This is a genomic window from Pseudomonas cichorii (genome assembly GCF_018343775.1).
Lineage (GTDB): Bacteria > Pseudomonadota > Gammaproteobacteria > Pseudomonadales > Pseudomonadaceae > Aquipseudomonas > Aquipseudomonas cichorii.
In genome coordinates this window covers 1152973-1170126 of sequence record NZ_CP074349.1, presented here as the reverse complement: position 1 = coordinate 1170126, position 17154 = coordinate 1152973, and the positions used below count along the sequence as shown (strand labels likewise).

The 17154-nt window shown below is 60.0% G+C and carries 15 protein-coding genes; 13 read left to right on the top strand and 2 right to left on the bottom strand.

Features of this window, described 5'->3' with window-relative positions:
• Positions 1-48 precede the first annotated feature (48 nt).
• The 9 genes from KGD89_RS05235 to KGD89_RS05195 all read left to right on the top strand — a co-directional run bounded on the left by KGD89_RS05235 (position 49) and on the right by KGD89_RS05195 (position 9137).
• Positions 49-663 carry a biliverdin-producing heme oxygenase gene (locus KGD89_RS05235; protein ID WP_025258757.1) on the top strand — a complete coding sequence of 205 codons (615 nt, stop codon included), beginning with the start codon at positions 49-51 and terminating at the stop codon, positions 661-663.
• Positions 660-1121: a YbaN family protein gene (locus tag KGD89_RS05230; RefSeq protein WP_025258756.1), complete on the top strand. Its 462-nt coding sequence runs from the start codon at positions 660-662 to the stop codon at positions 1119-1121. The genes KGD89_RS05235 and KGD89_RS05230 overlap by 4 nt, the downstream gene beginning before the upstream one ends.
• Before the next feature lie 110 nt (positions 1122-1231).
• Positions 1232-1588 carry a DUF5064 family protein gene (locus KGD89_RS05225; RefSeq protein WP_025258755.1) on the top strand — a complete coding sequence of 119 codons (357 nt, stop codon included), beginning with the start codon at positions 1232-1234 and terminating at the stop codon, positions 1586-1588.
• Between the two features lie 84 nt (positions 1589-1672).
• Entirely contained in the window at positions 1673-3175 is a 1503-nt protein-coding gene (locus KGD89_RS05220) for a sigma-54-dependent transcriptional regulator (RefSeq protein WP_025258754.1), read from the top strand.
• Between the two features lie 312 nt (positions 3176-3487).
• Positions 3488-3871, top strand: coding sequence for a glycine cleavage system protein GcvH (gene gcvH, locus KGD89_RS05215; protein ID WP_025258753.1), 384 nt, complete (start codon positions 3488-3490; stop codon positions 3869-3871).
• Positions 3872-3881: 10 nt separating this feature from the next.
• A complete protein-coding gene (gcvP, locus tag KGD89_RS05210) occupies positions 3882-6737 on the top strand; it encodes an aminomethyl-transferring glycine dehydrogenase (protein WP_025258752.1) in 2856 nt (951 codons plus the stop codon).
• Between the two features lie 81 nt (positions 6738-6818).
• Positions 6819-7943, top strand: coding sequence for a glycine cleavage system aminomethyltransferase GcvT (gcvT, locus tag KGD89_RS05205; RefSeq protein ID WP_025258751.1), 1125 nt, complete (start codon positions 6819-6821; stop codon positions 7941-7943).
• Positions 7944-8337: 394 nt separating this feature from the next.
• A complete protein-coding gene (locus KGD89_RS05200; RefSeq protein ID WP_007934683.1) occupies positions 8338-8550 on the top strand; it encodes a cold-shock protein in 213 nt (70 codons plus the stop codon).
• Between the two features lie 101 nt (positions 8551-8651).
• Positions 8652-9137: an RDD family protein gene (locus tag KGD89_RS05195; protein ID WP_025258750.1), complete on the top strand. Its 486-nt coding sequence runs from the start codon at positions 8652-8654 to the stop codon at positions 9135-9137.
• A gap of 50 nt (positions 9138-9187) precedes the next feature.
• On the opposite strand, the gene lptG is transcribed toward KGD89_RS05195, so the two are convergent.
• A complete protein-coding gene (lptG, locus tag KGD89_RS05190; protein WP_025258749.1) occupies positions 9188-10249 on the bottom strand; it encodes an LPS export ABC transporter permease LptG in 1062 nt (353 codons plus the stop codon).
• Positions 10242-11363 carry an LPS export ABC transporter permease LptF gene (lptF, locus tag KGD89_RS05185; protein ID WP_025258748.1) on the bottom strand — a complete coding sequence of 374 codons (1122 nt, stop codon included), beginning with the start codon at positions 11361-11363 and terminating at the stop codon, positions 10242-10244. Before lptF ends, lptG begins: the two co-directional genes overlap by 8 nt.
• A gap of 327 nt (positions 11364-11690) precedes the next feature.
• On the opposite strand from lptF, the gene KGD89_RS05180 reads away from it, so the two are divergent.
• From KGD89_RS05180 to KGD89_RS05165, 4 genes are all read left to right on the top strand, one after another.
• Positions 11691-13181 carry a leucyl aminopeptidase gene (locus tag KGD89_RS05180; RefSeq protein WP_025258747.1) on the top strand — a complete coding sequence of 497 codons (1491 nt, stop codon included), beginning with the start codon at positions 11691-11693 and terminating at the stop codon, positions 13179-13181.
• A 57-nt stretch (positions 13182-13238) separates the two neighbouring features.
• Complete coding sequence (locus KGD89_RS05175) at positions 13239-13667, top strand: DNA polymerase III subunit chi (RefSeq protein ID WP_025258746.1); 429 nt, start codon at positions 13239-13241, stop codon at positions 13665-13667.
• A gap of 7 nt (positions 13668-13674) precedes the next feature.
• Entirely contained in the window at positions 13675-14127 is a 453-nt protein-coding gene (locus KGD89_RS05170; RefSeq protein ID WP_025258745.1) for a hypothetical protein, read from the top strand.
• Positions 14128-14278: 151 nt separating this feature from the next.
• Positions 14279-17125, top strand: coding sequence for a valine--tRNA ligase (locus tag KGD89_RS05165; protein ID WP_025258744.1), 2847 nt, complete (start codon positions 14279-14281; stop codon positions 17123-17125).
• The last annotated feature ends 29 nt before the right edge of the window (positions 17126-17154 follow it).

The window sequence follows — 17154 nt, the reverse complement described above, 5'->3', positions numbered from 1 at the left end:
CCATTCGTCTATTCAACAACGCCCTCTCATTTTGCAAGGAAGAACCTGATGACAACCGAGCAGACTCGTCCTGCCCTGCGTTCCCAGCGTCTCAACCAGATTACCCATGCGCCCCACGAGCGGCTCGACAAGGCAGTCAAGGCCAATGCGCCTTTTGAAACCCTGGACAGCTACAAGCGTTTTGTCGTTGCCCAGTACCTTTTCCAGGCGGAACTGCAAAACCTCTACAACGACCCCGAGCTGATCCATATCGTCGCCGACCTGCCCGCCCGCTGCCGTGCAGAACAGGCCAGGGCCGACCTCGCGGACCTCAACACCGACATCCCTCAATCCGTCGCAGGCGCGGTGCAGAATCCGGGCAAGGCCGAAGCCCTGGGCTGGCTGTTCGTCTCCGAAGGCTCGAAGCTGGGCGCGGCCTTCCTGATCAAGCGTGCCGCCGCCCTGAACCTCAGCGAAAGCTTTGGTGCACGGCATCTGGGTGAACCGGCCGGTGGCCGTGCCGAAGGCTGGAAAACCTTTATCCGGACTCTGGACGGCCTGACATTCAGTGCCGAAGAAGAAGCACAGCTGGATCGGGGCGCCATTGCGGCGTTCGAGCGCTTCGCAGTGCTGTTGCAACACGCTTACGCGCATGCGCCACAGGGCGAACAGGTTCAGGCATGAAAAAACGCCCGGTGCTGTTAAGCTGGCCGGGCTTTGTGAACCTGCCTGTAGTGAACATGACCTATAAACCGCCCGGCTCCAGACTTTCGCGCTTTCTGTTTGGCATCCTCGCTTACGTCAGCCTGGGGATAGGCATTGCCGCCATATTCATCCCCGGCCTGCCGACAACCGAGTTCATTCTGCTGGCCGCCTGGGCCGCGACCCGCAGCTCGCCGCGCCTCAATGCCTGGCTGGAAAACCATCGCGTGTTCGGCCCGCTCCTGCGCAACTGGCGCAATGGCCGACTGGTCACGCGCAGCGCCAAGATCAGCGCAACCATCAGCATGCTGGTGTGCGCCATCGTGATGCTGAGCCTGCTCAACCATGTCTGGTGGCTCTACCTCGCTATCGCGGGCATGGCGATGGGCAATATGTGGCTGTGGTCCAGACCCGAGCCTGCCCGTGATCTGAATCAGTAACCCAAAAGAACAACCCGGCTATCCTGTCAGGTGCTTGTTCATGGTGCTGAACCCCGGAACACATGCCGGGGTCTACCCGTACACTTTCAATTTCTGACGGAGCGACCTCAATGTTTGAGCCAGGTCATCTGCACCTCACCCACGCCGCCCTGCAACGCTCAGGGTTCAGCTACGACATTCATGTCCATTACGAAGTGCGTGAAGATCCCGAGGAAGGAACCTGCATGCACTTCACCATGCAGGGCGAGATCAACGGCAAGACCTTCTCTGAAGAGTTTCAGTTACCCAGGGATCTGGCCTTCAACTTCGCCCATCACGCGGGACGCATCGGCATGAAACACGGCCTGCCCAACCTCGCCGCAATGCCCATCGACCTGCACAAGGACTACGACAGGATGTTCAAGGACGTGCGCGAAAAGCTGAATGCCCGGCCGGGTGAACCGGTCAAGCCGGAACATCTGGAGTAACCTTCTTCGCGAATTCATTCGCGAAAAACCTTGGCCCACAAGGCATACTTGCGCCTCTTCGCCCTCCAGAAGCCATAACGTCCCATGCGTATCCATGTCTGCTTCATCGACCGCGTCGGTATCACCCAGGAAGTGCTGGCCATCCTGGGTGGACGCAATCTGAATCTCGATGCCGTGGAGATGGTGCCTCCCAACGTTTACATCGATGCGCCGACCCTGAGCCATCAGATGCTCGAAGAGCTCAAGGATGCGTTGTTCCGGGTGCGTGGCGTCGAAGCGATCACCGTGGTCGATATCCTCCCCGGCCAGCGCCGCCACCTGCAACTCGATGCCCTGCTCGCCGCCATGACCGACCCGGTGCTGGCGCTGGACAGTGCCGGACATGTGCTGTTGGCCAACCCGGCGCTGATAGCGTTGATAGGCCGCGAACCTGAAGGCGAGCCCATCGGTGAACTGTTCGCCGACCCGAGCCTGCAGGCCACGCTGCTGGAAAACGGTTTTCGCCTGCCCATGCGCGAAGTCACCCTCAATGGCGAAGCCTTGCTGCTGGACGCCACGCCCATCACCGAAGCCGGTGCCCTGCTGACGTTGTACCTGCCCAGCCGGATCGGTGAGCGCCTGTCGGCATTGCATCATGACCATGCAGAAGGCTTCGATGCGCTGCTGGGTGAATCTCCCGCCATTCGCATACTCAAGACCCGCGCCCAGCGAGTCGCAGCGCTGGATGCGCCGTTGCTGATTCAGGGCGAAACCGGCACCGGCAAGGAACTGGTCGCCCGAGCCTGTCACGCCAGCAGCGCTCGCCATGGTGAGCCCTTTCTGGCGCTCAATTGTGCGGCGCTCCCGGAAAACCTGGCTGAAAGCGAATTGTTCGGTTATGCGCCCGGCGCGTTCACTGGCGCCCAGCGTGGCGGCAAACCAGGGCTGATGGAACTGGCCAACCAAGGCACCGTATTTCTGGATGAAATCGGCGAAATGTCGCCTTACCTGCAAGCCAAGCTGCTGCGTTTTCTCAACGACGGCAGCTTCAGACGGGTTGGCGGGGATCGGGAAGTCAGGGTCAACGTGCGCATCCTCAGCGCCACCCACCGCGACCTGGAAAAGATGGTCAGCGAAGGCGCCTTTCGCGAAGACCTGTTCTATCGCCTGAACGTGCTGAACCTGGAAGTCCCGCCGCTTCGCGAGCGCGGTCAGGACATTCTGCTGCTGGCCCGTTACTTCATGGAACAGGCCTGCACCCAGATCCAGCGCCCGGTATGCCGCCTGGCGACCGGCACCTATCCGGCCCTGCTGGGCAACCGCTGGCCGGGCAATGTGCGTCAGTTGCAGAACGTGATATTCCGCGCCGCGGCCATCAGTGAAAGCACAGTGGTGGACATCGGCGATCTGGATATAGCAGGTACCGCTGTCGCTCGCCAGAACGATGGCGAAGTCGGCAGCCTTGAACAGGCCGTAGAGGATTTCGAGCGCGAACTATTGCAGAAGCTTTATGCCGATCACCCCTCGACCCGGCAACTGGCGGCACGGCTGAACACCTCCCATACCGCGATTGCGCACCGGTTGCGCAAGTATGGGATAGGGAAGTAATGGCTGGCCTTTTCGCGAATGAATTTGCTTGTGGGAGCGAATTCATTCACGAACAACCGTAACAAAATCACTACACCGTAACGAATTCATTCCAAACCCTTCCAGTCCCCCACCAGCAAGGCTTTGATCCCATGAGGATTTTGCAGCCCTCCGCTACTGTATCGATTTCGCTACAGCCCTGAAAAAAACCTCTTTCCATAAATAATTTAAGCTATTGATTTAAAAGACAAATTCTATATTGGCCGCAAACTTGCAAAACAGCTTCTCATAGCACCAGCGCACGCCGCTGGCTTTTACCCTTGAGGAGTTGTTATGAGCGAGTTGCGATTCACCGTTGAGCACGAATGGCTGCGGGCCGAAGCCGATGGCAGTGTCACGGTAGGCATCACGCCTTATGCACAGGAATCCCTCGGTGACGTGGTTTACGTGCAACTTCCGGAATTACAGACCTACACTCAACACGCCGAAGTCTCGGTCGTGGAATCGGTGAAAGCCGCCAGCAGCATCAATATGCCGCTGGATGGCGAGGTGGTCGCCGTCAACGCCGAACTCGACAGCACCCCCGAACTGGTCAACGAAGATGCGCTGGGCGCAGGCTGGTTCTTTCGCTTCATCCCGCAAGACGCCAATGCCATTAACGGCCTGCTGGATCAGGACGCCTACGACCGACTGATCAAAGCCAACGCCGAAGCCTGAGGAGCGAGCCATGACTGACCTGAATACCGCCAACGAATTCATTGCCCGCCACATCGGCCCTCGCGCCAGTGACGAACAGGCCATGCTGCAAACCCTGGGCTTCGACTCTATCGAGGCACTGAGCGAAAGCGTGATCCCGCAGAGCATCAAGGGCACCAGCGTCCTGAACCTGCCCGCCGGCCAGAGCGAAGCCGATGCCCTGGCATCGATCAAGGCCATCGCCAGCAAGAACCAGTTGTTCAAGACCTACATCGGCCAGGGTTACTACAACACTCACACCCCGGCTCCGATCCTGCGCAACCTACTGGAAAACCCGGCCTGGTACACCGCTTACACGCCGTATCAGCCAGAGATTTCCCAGGGCCGCCTGGAATCGCTGCTCAACTTCCAGACCCTGATCAGCGACCTCACCGGCCTGCCGATTGCCAACGCCTCGCTGCTGGATGAAGCCACCGCCGCTGCGGAGGCCATGACCTTCTGCAAGCGCCTGAGCAAGAACAAAAGCAGCCAGCACTTCTTCGCTTCGGCCCACTGCCATCCACAAACCCTGGACGTGCTGCGCACCCGCGCCGAGCCATTGGGCATTACCGTCGTGGTGGCCGATGAAGCAGAACTGGGCGATGTCAGCGACTACTTCGGTGCGCTGCTGCAATACCCGGCCAGCAATGGCGATGTGTTCGATTACCGCGAACTGATCGAACGCTTCCACAGCGCCAACGCGCTGGTGGCGGTGGCCGCCGACCTGCTGGCCCTGACCCTGCTGACGCCACCGGGCGAATTCGGCGCAGACGTAGCCATCGGCAGCGCCCAGCGTTTCGGCGTGCCGCTGGGCTTCGGTGGCCCGCATGCGGCGTACTTCTCCACCCGCGATGCGTTCAAGCGTGACATGCCGGGCCGTCTGGTCGGTGTCTCGGTGGATCGCCATGGCAAGCAGGCACTGCGTCTGGCCATGCAGACCCGCGAGCAACATATCCGTCGCGAGAAAGCCACCAGCAACATCTGCACCGCACAAGTGCTGCTGGCCAACATCGCCAGCATGTATGCCGTCTACCACGGGCCTGCCGGCCTGACGCAAATCGCCAACCGCGTGCATCGCATGACTGCGATCTTCGCAGAAGGCCTGAGCCAACTGGGTCTGAAAATCGAGCAGGAATTCTTCTTCGACAGTCTGACCATAAACACCGGCGCCAAGACCGCCTCGCTGCACACCAAGGCACGCGCACACCATATCAACCTGCGTGAAATCAACGCCGAATACCTGGGCCTGTCCTTCGACGAAACCACCTCGCAGTCGGCGGTCGAAACCCTGTGGACGATCTTTGCTGCCGACGGTCAGACCCTGCCGGACTTCGCAACCCTGGCTTCCAGTGCCAAGTCGTATCTGCCCAAGGCCCTGGCGCGTCAATCGGCGATCCTCAGCCATCCGGTCTTCAATCGCTATCACTCCGAAACCGAGCTGATGCGTTACCTGCGCAAGCTGGCCGACAAGGATCTGGCGCTGGACCGCACCATGATTCCGCTAGGCTCCTGCACCATGAAGCTCAATGCTGCCAGCGAAATGATCCCGGTCACCTGGGCCGAGTTCGGCAACCTGCACCCGTTCGCGCCAGCCGAGCAAAGCGCCGGTTACCAGCAACTGACCAGCGAACTGGAAACGATGCTCTGCGCCGCCACCGGCTACGATGCCATTTCCCTGCAACCCAACGCGGGCTCTCAGGGTGAATACGCCGGCCTGCTGGCGATCCGTGCCTACCACCAGAGCCGTGGCGATGAAGCCCGCGACATCTGCCTGATTCCGTCGTCCGCCCACGGCACCAACCCGGCCACCGCCCACATGGCCGGCATGCGCGTGGTAGTGACCGCCTGCGACGCACGCGGCAACGTCGATATCGAAGACCTGCGCGCCAAGGCCGTCGAGCATCGCGATCAACTCGCGGCCCTGATGATCACCTACCCGTCGACCCATGGCGTGTTTGAAGAAGGCATCCGTGAAATCTGCGGCATCATCCATGACAACGGCGGCCAGGTTTACATCGACGGCGCCAACATGAATGCCATGGTCGGCCTCTGCGCACCAGGCAAGTTCGGCGGCGACGTTTCGCACCTGAACCTGCACAAGACCTTCTGCATTCCCCATGGCGGTGGCGGCCCGGGCGTCGGCCCGATTGGCGTGAAGTCGCACCTGACACCGTTCCTGCCCGGCCACGGCCAGATGGAGCGCAAGGAAGGCGCAGTCTGCGCAGCACCGTTCGGCAGCGCGAGCATTCTGCCCATCACTTGGATGTACATTCGCATGATGGGCGGCGAAGGCCTCAAGCGCGCTTCGCAACTGGCGATCCTCAACGCCAACTACATCTCCCGTCGCCTGGAAGATCATTACCCGGTGCTCTACACCGGCAGCAACGGTCTGGTGGCCCACGAATGCATCCTGGACCTGCGCCCGCTCAAGGAAACCAGTGGCATCAGCGTCGATGACGTCGCCAAGCGCCTGATCGACTTCGGCTTCCACGCACCGACCATGTCGTTCCCGGTGGCCGGCACCCTGATGATCGAGCCGACCGAGAGCGAATCCAAGGAAGAACTGGATCGTTTCTGCGAGGCCATGATCAAGATCCGCGAGGAAATCCACGCTGTCGAAAACGGCACCCTGGACAAGGATGACAACCCGCTGAAAAACGCGCCGCACACTGCTGCGGAAATCGCCGGTCAATGGAGCCATCCGTACAGCCGCGAGCAGGCCGTGTACCCGGTCGAGTCGCTGATCGAAGGCAAATACTGGCCACCTGTGGGCCGTGTCGACAACGTGTTCGGCGACCGCAATCTGGTCTGCGCCTGCCCGTCCATCGAAAGCTACCAAGAGGCGTGATCGCCCAGCCTTCGCGAAGAACGCTCTTGCTGTAGAGGCGAACTCATTCGCGAAGGCCTTCTCTTGTATACGGAACCCATCATGCCGACAGAACAATTGCTGACCACACCGCTACACGCCCTGCACCGCGAACTCGGCGCCAAAATGGTGCCCTTCGCCGGTTATGACATGCCCGTGCAATACCCGGCCGGCGTCATGAAAGAACACCTGCATACCCGTGAAAAAGCCGGTCTGTTCGATGTCTCGCACATGGGCCAGATTCTTCTGACCGGTGCAGGCGCCGCGCAGGCACTGGAAACCCTGGTCCCGGTGGACATCATCGACCTGCCGGTCGGCATGCAGCGCTATGCAATGTTCACCAACGAAAACGGCGGCATCCTCGATGACCTGATGGTTGCCAACCTGGGCAACGATCAACTGATGCTGGTGGTCAATGCCGCCTGCAAGAACGAAGACCTGGCGCACCTGCGCAAGCATCTGGCTTCGCACTGCGCCATAGAACCCCTGTTTGAAGAACGCGCCCTGCTCGCCCTGCAAGGTCCGCAAGCGGCTACCGTGCTCGCACGCCTGGCTCCGCAAGTGGCAAGCATGACGTTCATGCAGTTCACCCGTGTCACGCTGCAGGGCAGCGAGTGCTATGTCAGCCGCTCGGGCTACACCGGCGAAGACGGTTATGAAATTTCGGTTCCGGCCGCACAGGCCGAAGCCTTGGCGCGTCGCCTGCTGGACGAGCCGGAAGTGGCTCCAATCGGCCTGGGGGCGCGTGACTCGCTACGCCTGGAAGCCGGTCTGTGCCTGTACGGCCACGACATGAATGTCGAGACATCCCCCGTCGAAGCCAGCCTGTTGTGGGCCGTTTCCAAGGCACGGCGCGCCGAAGGTATTCGTGCCGGCGGATTCCCCGGTGCCGAAAAAATATTCGTCCAGCAGCAAGCCGGCGTAGAAAAAAAACGTGTCGGCCTGTTGCCGCAGGAACGTACGCCGGTGCGTGAAGGCACCGAAATCGTCGATGCGGAAGGCCAGACAATCGGCAGCGTTTGCAGTGGCGGTTTTGGTCCGACACTGGGCGGCCCCTTGGCGATGGGCTATCTGGACAGCCACTTCACTGCGCTGGATACGCCAGTCTGGGCAGTGGTACGCGGCAAGAAAGTCCCGATGCTGGTAAGCAAAATGCCTTTTGTTGCGCAACGTTACTTCCGCGGCTGAAAACAGCGTCAAAAAAACAGCAATTATTCACGGCACAATTGCCCTGTTGCATGGTTCTTTCACAGAGCCGCGCAACAGGGGTTTTGTCGTCGAAAAAATGCCCCGACAAAGTGCACAAACGGTCCATAAACGGGCAGTTTTAAACCCTGACTGAAAGATCCCTGCAGCTCTCTGACGAGCATGAAAACAAGGGGCAAAGCGGGGCTTGTTTTTGTAACGAGAGTTGGCGTAGAGTTTCCTGACTGTGTTTGCATAGGTCGCTGAATCTGGACCTGGGCAGTAGCTCAAAGCGTTGCTACATCCCGTTCTACGTTTCTTACTTCTTGCAACCAGCCCCAGTACTCTTTCGTGTGAAAGAGGCTGTCACCAATTCAAGCGTCAAGGAAATAAGAAAATGTCCCAACGTCAGAGCGGCACCGTCAAGTGGTTCAACGACGAAAAAGGTTTTGGTTTTATCACTCCAGAAAGCGGTCCGGATCTGTTCGTACATTTCCGCGCAATTCAAGGTAACGGCTTCAAGAGCCTGAAAGAAGGCCAGAAAGTGACCTTCGTCGCCGTGCAGGGCCAAAAAGGCATGCAGGCTGATGAAGTACAGGCCGAAGGTTAATAACCAAAGCCCGAAAAGCCCCTGATTTTATTGATCTCAGGGGCTTTTTTATGGACGCGATTTCGTAAGATGCGGTCTTGACCGTAATCGAGAGCTTCGCGATGTCCAAACACCTGCTTCGACCGCAAGGCGATTTCGCCCCCGCTGGCCTTGCTCGACGTCTGGCAGCCATCTGTTACGACGCCTTCCTCTGCTTCGCTCTGCAACTGGTTACCGCCTTCGTCTACAAGCTGGTGCTGATGGCTTTCATCGGAGAGGCCAGACTGCGCGTTCTGTCCGAATCCGGCTCGCTGGATGGCGACCCTCTGCTCTCCTCTATTCTCCTGCTGGTCACCTTCGGTTTCTTCGCCAAGTTCTGGACCCATGGCGGCCAGACGCTGGGCATGCAGGTATGGGGCATTCGCGTACAGAACGCCGACGGCACCGCCATCAGCCTGATGCAGGCGCTGCTGCGTTTTATCGTGTCCATCGCTTCGTGGCTGTGCCTGGGGCTGGGCTTTGTCTGGTGCCTGTTCGACAAGCAGCAGCGTACCTGGCATGACATGTACTCCGGCACCCTGCTGGTAAAGGTCCCCAAACAGAAATAGCGCCCATGAAAAAGCCGACTCGAGGTCGGCTTTTTCAACTCACTGGATGATCATCCTGCGCGGCGAAGCAACAGCACACCCGCCAGGGCACAGGCGGCTGCCGGCACCAGCACCGCGAACAGCGGCGAGAAGCCGAACACCAGGCTCGACGGGCCCAGCAGGTCCTGAATAATACGGAAGGTAAAGCCTACCAGCACACCCGTGAAGACACGCTGCCCCAGGGTCACGGAACGCAGCGGGCCGAAGATGAACGAGATTGCCATCAGCACCAGCGCCACCGTCACCAGCGGCTGCAGGACCTTGGTCCAGAACGCCAGCCAGTAACGGCCATTGCTCAGGCCCTGATCCGCCAGATAGTGGGCATAGCTCCACAGACCGGAAATCGACAACGACTCGGGCGGCATGATGACCGTGCTCAGCAGTTGCGGGCTGAGGGAGACTTCCCAACGCTCCACCGGCGTCTTGATGACTTCGGTGCTGCCATCACGGAAATACGTGGTGCTGACGTCTTTCAGCTCCCAGTAATCGGTCATGTAGTTGGCCTGTCTGGCGAAGCTCGACGTCAGCATGTGGTGCTGCTCATCGAAACGATAGCGCGTCACGCCATACATCAGCCCGTTGGGTTGAACCGTGTTGATGTGGATGAACTCATCGCCCTGACGGTGCCACAAGCCATGCTTGGCACTCTGGGAGTCGCCGCTGCCCTGAGCCAGCGAACGAGCGGCCTGAGCCTGGTTTTCAGCGTAGGGCGCAACATACTCACCCACCAGCACACCGGCAGCCATAAGGAACAGCATGGGCTTCATGACGGCCCAGACGATGCGTGCAATGGACACACCGGCGGCCCGCATGATGGTCAGTTCGCTGCTGCTGGCCAGGGTACCCAGACCGATCAGGCAACCGATCAGGGCGGCCATCGGCAGCATGTCGTAGACCCGCCGCGGGGCGGTCATGAGGACGAAGCTGCCAGCATCCATCAGGGTGTAGCTGTCACTGATATCGCCCATCTCGTCGATGAAGGCGAACAGCGATGCCAGCCCCAGAATGATCCCCAGCACCGCCATGATCGCCAGGAATACGCTTTTACCAATGTATCGATCGAGCTTAACCACGAGCCACCTCCGCTACGCTACGGCGACTCGCCATTTTCAGCCGCAATGGCTCCCAGTAAATCAACGCCATGCCTATCAACAGGAAAATCCCGTGGACCCACCACATGCCCAGGCCGATCGGCAGCTTGCCTTTCTCCAGGGCGCCGCGCACGGCAATCAGGATGGTCAGGTAGGACATGTAAAGCAGAATTGCCGGCAGCAGCTTCAGATAGCGCCCTTGGCGAGGATTGACCCGTGCCAGCGGCACGGCCATCAGGGTCACGATGAAGACCAGGATCGGCAGCGAGATACGCCATTGCAACTCGGCCCGGTAGCGTGGCGTGTCGTTGCCGATCAGCTCGCTGGTGGGAATGGCTTCACGGTCGGTGACGTCCTCGCTGATTTCAGGCTTGGGCAGCATCGCACCATAGGTGTCGTACTTGATCGCACGATAATCGGCCTGGCCTGGATTACCGTCGTAGCGGTAGCCGTTTTCAAGGATCAGGAAACGGCTGCCGTCAGCACGCACTTCCTGGTGCCCCTTGTCGGCCACCAGCACGGTAATGCTCGGCTCTTTGGTCTTGTCGGTGGAAATGCGCCGCTCGGAAATGAACACACCACTCAGGTTGGTGCGGTCCTCGGACAGTTCCTGGGTGTAGGTAATCCGTGAACCGTCGCGCAACGCCTGAAAACGCCCCGGCACCAGGGTGTCGAACTCGGTCATCGCATCCTGCTTGTTGATCAGCAGCGAGAACTGGGTTGCACCTTGCGGCGCGAGGCTGAAGCTCAGCCAGGCAACCAGCAGCGCCACGACGCCAGCCGGTGCCATGGTGATAGCGAGCAGACGCTGCTGGCTCATGCCGGTAGCGGAGAGCACAGTCATTTCGCTTTCCAGATACAGACGGCCATACGCCAGCAGAATGCCGAGGAACAGCCCCAACGGCAGGATCAACTGCAGGAAGCCCGGCAGACGGAAGCCCATGATCAGGAACAGTACGCCCGGATCGAGCGCACCCGAAGCAGCCTGGGCCAGATACTTGATGAAGCGCCCGCTCATGATGATCACCAGCAATACAGCGCTTACCGCGCTCAAGGTGACCAGCACTTCTCGGGACAGATAACGGAAGACAATCAAACCAGACACTCCAGAGTTGTCAGGCTCAGGCAGCCGAACAAGGGAAAATGAGCCACGGCAACCAGACATTCACACCCGGCAAAGGTGCGAGCCGCCAAAAAATATGCGGCATTATCCTGTGATTGAGTGTTCCTGTCACTGCGCGGTCTGGATAGTTCTCACAACAACTTCCTACACGGACCGTAAGAGCGGTTGTTCGGGGTTGTCAGCGGCTGCAAAGCAGGGTCAAACTGCAAGGCTTGACGCTGGCGTCGGCTGCACAAGGCCTCGACTTGCCGCTCACATCATTCATTTTGCGAAAGCTCGCAGTCTATTCGGGGACCCGACATGGAATTGGTTGTTAAAAGCGTAAGCCCAGAAACCTTGAAGACCGCCACCCTGGTGGTTGCAGTGGGCGAAAATCGCGTTCTGGGCACCGCGGCTCAAAGCGTGGACACGCTCAGCGGAGGCGCCATTGCCGCCGTTCTCAAGCGCGGCGACCTGGCTGGCAAGGTTGGCCAGAGCCTGCTGCTGCACAGCCTGCCCAACCTCAAGGCCGAGCGCGTCCTGCTGGTGGGTATCGGCAAGGAAACCGAGCTGTCGGACCGTCAATTCAAGAAAGTCATCAGCGGCGTACTCTCTACCCTCAAGGGCCTGGGCGGCAGCGATGCAGCCATCGCTCTGGATCAGGTCGCGGTAAAAAATCGCGACACTTACGGCAAGGCTCGCCTGCTGGTCGAAACCCTGGCTGACGGCGAATACGTGTTCGACCGCTTCAAGAGCCAGAAAGCCGAACCTCGCGCCCTGAAGAAAATCACCCTGCTGACCGCCAAGGCCAGCGTCGCCGATGTAGAGCGCGCAGCCACCCACGCCCAAGCCATCGCCAAGGGTATGGCCTTTACCCGCGACCTGGGTAACCTGCCGCCAAACATCTGCCACCCGACCTACCTGGGCGAAGAGGCCAAGGCTTTGGGCAAGGCCCACAAGAATCTCAAGGTCGAAGTACACGACGAGAAGAAACTGGCCGAACTGGGCATGGGCTCGTTCCTGGCTGTGGCTCAGGGCAGCGCCCAGCCACCGCGCCTGATCGTCATGAACTACCAGGGCGGCAAGAAAAGCGAAAAACCTTTCGTGCTGGTCGGCAAGGGCATCACGTTCGACACCGGCGGCATCAGCATCAAGCCGGCTGCGGGCATGGACGAAATGAAGTTCGACATGTGCGGTGCAGCCAGCGTGTTCGGCACCCTGCGCTCCGTGCTTGAGCTGCAACTGCCGATCAACCTGGTCTGCATCCTGGCCTGCGCCGAGAACATGCCGAGCGGCACCGCGACCCGTCCGGGCGATATCGTCAAGACCATGAGCGGCCAGACCGTCGAAATCCTCAACACCGACGCCGAAGGCCGTCTGGTGCTGTGCGATGCACTGACCTACGCCGAGCGCTTCAAGCCGCAGGCAGTCATCGACATCGCGACCCTGACCGGCGCCTGCGTGGTTGCACTGGGCGGCCACACGTCCGGCCTGCTGGGCAACAACGACGTGCTGATCAATCAACTGCTGGACGCCGGCAAGCTGGCCGACGACCGTGCCTGGCAACTGCCGCTGTTCGACGAGTATCAGGAGCAACTGGACAGCCCGTTCGCCGACATCGCCAACATCGGCGGCCCGAAAGGCGGCACCATCACCGCAGCCTGCTTCCTGTCGCGCTTCACCAAGGCGTATGACTGGGCACACCTCGACATCGCCGGTACTGCATGGCTGAGCGGCGGCAAGGAAAAAGGCGCAACCGGTCGTCCGGTTCCGCTGCTGACCCAATACCTGCTCGACCGCGCTGGCGCATAAGATGCCTGGCGGCGTATCGGCCTTGTCGGTCGATACGCCGCCTGCTCTGGAACAGACATGACTCAAGTCGACTTTTATATTCTCCCCAGCGCCGCCCCTGCAGCACGCCTGGATTTCGCCTGCAAGCTGACGGAAAAAGCCTGGCGCCTGGGTCACAAGGTCTACCTGCATTGCAGCGACGCCGCCCAGCGCGAAGACCTCGACGCCCGGCTGTGGCGATTCAAAGGCGAAGTTTTCCTGCCCCATGGCGAAGCCGAAAGCGATCACGAGGCTCCGGTTGTACTGGGCCTTGGGGACGATCCCGGGCAACATCAGGACCTGCTGGTCAATCTTGACCTGCGCATCCCGACCTTCTTCAAGCGTTTCGCCCGGGTGGCGGAAGTCGTCGTGGAAGAACCGGCAATACGTCTGGCGGCACGAGAGAGTTTCCGCTCGTACCGCGAACAGGGTTATCCTCCGCAAGATCACCGACTACAGCGTCTTTGAGTACACGATGGATACTTCAAAAAAAGCTGAACCTGCGCTTCTGCTGGACGACCTCGAATCGATCCGCCAACTGCTCGGCGATGACAACCTGCAACCGCCCCTGCTGACGGACACGATCCACCGCGAAGTCCAGATCCCGTTGCTGTTCGACGTCGTCGGCAACAAACCCGACAGAACACAGGAAGCGGATTACGACAATCCGGACATTCCGACGCTGCTGCCTGACTCCCCCGTGCAAGCAACAGCCCCCCAGCCCGCTCCCGAACCGGAACCGCAATCCAGCCCGAACCCCGATGCCCTGCTGCATCTGGACAGAGAACTGCGGGCCGCGGCGCAACTGATCATGCAAGACGTGATCGACGACTTTGCCCCGCATATCGAGACGGAGATAAAGCGCCGGCTTGAGGCGAGGCTGGAGAGGCTTGTCGCAAACGCAACAGCGACAAGCGGCAAGCTCTAAGAGCAGGAGTTTCAAGCTTCAAACGGCAAGCTGGATCAAACGCTTGAGGCTTGTAGCTTTCAACTTGCCGCTCAAAGCTTGTCGCTTGCAGCTTCCCCTGCGTCTATACTTGTCGGCTTTTCTGAATCAATGCCACAGGGTCCCGCCGCGCATGGACAAGACTTACCAGCCGCACGCCATCGAAACTTCCTGGTACCAGACCTGGGAGTCCGAAAACTATTTCGCTCCCCAGGGCGCAGGGGACTCCTACACCATCATGATCCCGCCGCCGAACGTGACCGGCAGCCTGCACATGGGTCATGGTTTCAACAACGCGATAATGGATGCCCTGATCCGTTTTCGTCGCATGCAGGGCCGCAATACCCTGTGGCAACCGGGCACCGACCATGCGGGTATCGCCACGCAGATGCTGGTCGAGCGCCGTATCGAAGCTCAGGGCCAGAGTCGTCACGACCTGGGCCGCGAGAAGTTTCTGGAAAAAATCTGGGAATGGAAGGATGAGTCCGGTGGCAACATCAGCCGTCAGATCCGTCGCCTGGGCTCGTCCGTGGACTGGAGCCGCGAGCGCTTCACCATGGACGACGGCATGTCCGCCGCCGTACAGGAAGCCTTCGTTCGTTTGCATGAAGACGGCCTGATCTACCGTGGCAAGCGTCTGGTCAACTGGGACACCAAGCTGCACACCGCGATTTCCGATCTGGAAGTGGAAAACCACGACGAGAAAGGTCACCTGTGGAACCTGCGCTACCCGCTGGCCGACGGCGCGAAAACCGCTGAAGGCCTGGATTACCTGATCGTTGCCACCACGCGCCCTGAAACCATGCTCGGTGACGCGGCCGTTGCGGTGAACCCTGAAGACGAACGCTACAAGGCGCTGATCGGCAAGTTCGTCGAGCTGCCACTGGTTGGCCGTCGCATCCCGATCATTGCAGACGATTACTGCGACCCTGAATTCGGCACCGGCTGCGTGAAAATCACCCCGGCCCACGATTTCAACGACTATGAAGTCGGCAAGCGCCACAACCTGCCGCTGCTGAACATCTTCGACAAGAACGCTTCGGTGCTGCCTGCCGCTCAGGTGTTCAACCTCGACGGCACGCTTAACGAGTCCATCGACGGCCGCCTGCCTGCCGAATACGCCGGCCTGGACCGTTTCGAGGCGCGCAAGCAGATCGTCGCCGCATTCGATGCCGCCGGCCTGCTGGTCAGCGTCGATGACCACGCCCTGAAAGTCCCGAAAGGCGACCGCTCCGGCACCATCATCGAGCCGTGGCTGACCGACCAGTGGTACGTTTCCACCAAACCATTGGCCGAACCTGCCATTGCCGCAGTGGAAGACGGCCGCATCGCCTTCGTGCCCAAGCAGTACGAAAACATGTACTTCTCGTGGATGCGCGACATCCAGGACTGGTGCATCAGCCGTCAGCTCTGGTGGGGCCACCGCATTCCGGCCTGGTACGACGAGTCCGGCAAGGTCTACGTCGGTCGCGACGAAGCCGAAGTGCGCGCCAAGCACAACCTGGGGCCGAACGTTGCGCTGCAACAGGACAACGACGTACTCGACACCTGGTTCAGTTCGGGCCTGTGGACCTTCTCCACCCTCGGCTGGCCGGAAAAGACCAAGGCACTGGAAACCTTCCACTCCACTGACGTGCTGGTCACCGGTTTCGACATCATTTTCTTCTGGGTCGCCCGGATGATCATGCTCACCATGCATCTGGTGAAAAACGAGGATGGCACGCCGCAAGTACCGTTCAAGACGGTTTATGTGCATGGTCTGGTGCGCGATGGCCAGGGCCAGAAGATGTCCAAGTCCAAGGGCAACGTCCTGGACCCGCTGGATATCGTCGACGGTATCGACCTGGAAACCCTGGTACAGAAGCGCACCAGCGGCCTGATGCAGCCACAACTGGCCAGGAAGATCGAAAAGCAGACCCGTCAGGAATTCGCCGACGGCATCGCCAGCTACGGCACCGATGCGCTGCGCTTCACCTTCTGCTCGCTGGCGTCCACCGGTCGCGACATCAAGTTCGACATGGGCCGCGTGGAAGGCTATCGCAACTTCTGCAACAAGATCTGGAACGCGGCGCGCTACGTGCTGGACAAGGGCGAAGACTGCGGCCAGAACGGCGAAGAAGTCGAACTGTCCCTGGCTGACCGCTGGATCATCTCGCAACTGCAACGCACTGAAGCTGAAGTGACCCGCCAACTGGATCAGTTCCGCTTCGACCTCGCGGCACAAGCCTTGTACGAGTTCATCTGGAACCAGTATTGCGACTGGTATCTGGAGCTGTCCAAGCCTGTGCTCTGGGACGAAAACGCACCGATCGAACGTCAGCGCGGCACCCGTCGCACACTGGTTCGCGTACTGGAAGTCGCATTGCGTCTGGCGCATCCGTTCATGCCGTTCATCACCGAAGAAATCTGGCAGCGCCTCGCGCCGCTGGCCGGCATCGACGGCAAGACCATCATGCTGCAAGCCTGGCCGGTGGCCAATGAAGCACGCATCGATGCGGCTGCCGAAGGCGACATCGAATGGCTCAAGGGCCTGATGCTGGCGGTGCGTAACATCCGTGGTGAAATGAACATCGGTCCGGGCAAGCCGCTGCAACTGTTCCTCAAGAACGTCAACGCCGAAGACCAGCGTCGCCTGAGCGAGAACGACTACCTGCTCAAGAAACTGGCCAAGCTCGAATCCATCACCGTACTGGCTGAAGGTGCAGAAGCACCGCTGTCCGCGACCGGCCTGGTGGGCGAAATGGAAGTGCTGGTGCCAATGGCCGGCCTGATCGACAAGGGTGCCGAACTGGCGCGTCTGGACAAAGAAATCCAGCGCCTGCAAGGCGAAGTCCAGCGCGTGGGCGGCAAGCTGTCCAACGCGGCGTTCGTCGACAAGGCACCGCCTGAAGTCATCGCCAAGGAACGCGCCAAGCTGACAGAAGCCGAACAGGCCCTGAGCAAGCTGGCCGAGCAACACGCACGTATCGCCAGTTTGTAGCCCTATGTGCTGGTAGGAGCGCGCTTGCC

What these genes read in the sequence shown, in the direction of transcription:
- KGD89_RS05200 (WP_007934683.1), top strand. Translation starts at nt 8,338, where the DNA reads ATGTCCCAACGTCAGAGCGGCACCGTCAAGTGGTTCAACGACGAAAAA.
- KGD89_RS05235 (WP_025258757.1), top strand. Translation starts at nt 49, where the DNA reads ATGACAACCGAGCAGACTCGTCCTGCCCTGCGTTCCCAGCGTCTCAAC.
- gcvP (WP_025258752.1), top strand. Translation starts at nt 3,882, where the DNA reads ATGACTGACCTGAATACCGCCAACGAATTCATTGCCCGCCACATCGGC.
- KGD89_RS05175 (WP_025258746.1), top strand. Translation starts at nt 13,239, where the DNA reads ATGACTCAAGTCGACTTTTATATTCTCCCCAGCGCCGCCCCTGCAGCA.
- gcvT (WP_025258751.1), top strand. Translation starts at nt 6,819, where the DNA reads ATGCCGACAGAACAATTGCTGACCACACCGCTACACGCCCTGCACCGC.
- KGD89_RS05195 (WP_025258750.1), top strand. Translation starts at nt 8,652, where the DNA reads ATGTCCAAACACCTGCTTCGACCGCAAGGCGATTTCGCCCCCGCTGGC.
- KGD89_RS05220 (WP_025258754.1), top strand. Translation starts at nt 1,673, where the DNA reads ATGCGTATCCATGTCTGCTTCATCGACCGCGTCGGTATCACCCAGGAA.
- KGD89_RS05225 (WP_025258755.1), top strand. Translation starts at nt 1,232, where the DNA reads ATGTTTGAGCCAGGTCATCTGCACCTCACCCACGCCGCCCTGCAACGC.
- gcvH (WP_025258753.1), top strand. Translation starts at nt 3,488, where the DNA reads ATGAGCGAGTTGCGATTCACCGTTGAGCACGAATGGCTGCGGGCCGAA.
- KGD89_RS05180 (WP_025258747.1), top strand. Translation starts at nt 11,691, where the DNA reads ATGGAATTGGTTGTTAAAAGCGTAAGCCCAGAAACCTTGAAGACCGCC.
- KGD89_RS05170 (WP_025258745.1), top strand. Translation starts at nt 13,675, where the DNA reads ATGGATACTTCAAAAAAAGCTGAACCTGCGCTTCTGCTGGACGACCTC.
- KGD89_RS05230 (WP_025258756.1), top strand. Translation starts at nt 660, where the DNA reads ATGAAAAAACGCCCGGTGCTGTTAAGCTGGCCGGGCTTTGTGAACCTG.
- KGD89_RS05165 (WP_025258744.1), top strand. Translation starts at nt 14,279, where the DNA reads ATGGACAAGACTTACCAGCCGCACGCCATCGAAACTTCCTGGTACCAG.